Source organism: Acinetobacter sp. YH01003 (genome assembly GCF_013420525.1).
In the GTDB taxonomy this organism is placed as follows: domain Bacteria; phylum Pseudomonadota; class Gammaproteobacteria; order Pseudomonadales; family Moraxellaceae; genus Acinetobacter; species Acinetobacter towneri.
This window is the reverse complement of the sequence record NZ_VOXY01000050.1, coordinates 1-1,011: the sequence shown is the minus strand read 5'-3', so window position 1 is coordinate 1,011 and position 1,011 is coordinate 1. Positions and strand designations below refer to the sequence as shown.

Annotated in this window: 1 protein-coding gene and 1 pseudogene; both read left to right on the top strand. The window is 45.7% G+C overall.

Annotation, left to right across the window (positions count from 1 at the left end):
* The coding region (locus FTT70_RS13550) for a MobA/MobL family protein (RefSeq protein ID WP_180168730.1) at positions 1 to 780 on the top strand (780 nt) is incomplete at its 5' end.
* Positions 777 to 1,011, top strand: a pseudogene (locus FTT70_RS13545) (hypothetical protein); the annotation flags it as partial. The gene FTT70_RS13550 and the pseudogene FTT70_RS13545, both read left to right, overlap by 4 nt.

Here is a 1,011-nt window from a genome sequence, read left to right as displayed (position 1 = left end):
GAATTGTGGAACTTGGCGGAACAGTCCGAAAACCGCAAAGATGCTCGAACTGCTAGAGAATGGGTCATTGCCCTACCTGATGAATTAGACGCTGATCAACGTAAGGACTTGGCAAAAGAATTTGCCACGGCCTTAGTTGATCGCTATGGCGTGATTGCAGACTTAGCCATCCATGAACCCAGTAAAGGCGGTAATGATAAAAACCATCACGCCCATATCATGCTCACAACCCGAAAAGCCGAATTGGATGCAGACAATAAACTCACTCTGACCACCAAAACCGATATTGAACTCAGCAACGCCAAACGAAAAAGCCTTGGTATGGGGACAACCCAAGACGAAATTAAACAGATTCGGGAAACGTGGGCAAATTTAGCCAATCACGCATTAGAACGAGCAGGCTACCGAGAAAAAATAGATCACCGCAGCTATGCCGATCAGAATAACGGACTACAAGCCACCATCCATGAAGGCACTAAAGTCACCCAATTACGCAGACAAGGCATAGACACTGAAATCAGCCGTTTTAATGACAATGTGAAACAGCAGAACGCCCAACAGCTCAAGCAACAGCAACAGCGCACAGACAGCGTTTTACAGCACGGTTTAAACCGTGCCGAGCAAGGCTTCGAGCAATGGCAGAAAAACCAAGAAGCTAAACGCCTAGAACAAGAACGCCAAGCCGAAATACAACGACAGCAAAAACTAGAGCAACAGAAAGCCGAGCGAGCCAACCGTAAAGCATCACAAGACTTAGATCAGGGCGGAATGTACCGATGAGCAACCAAAACGACCTAGATGACCAGCTCTATATTTTACTGGCATCTATGAAAGAGTATCGAGAAGCCATAGCAGACGATAACAAGCGATTAGAAGCGTTTTATAAGGAAGTGGCTAGCGGAGTACTCAATAAGACCGAAAAACACCTAAAAAACGCCAATCAGAAGCAAATAGACGCACTCAACAACAGTATTCGGGAATTAAACAATGCAACCAATCAACTTGACTGGC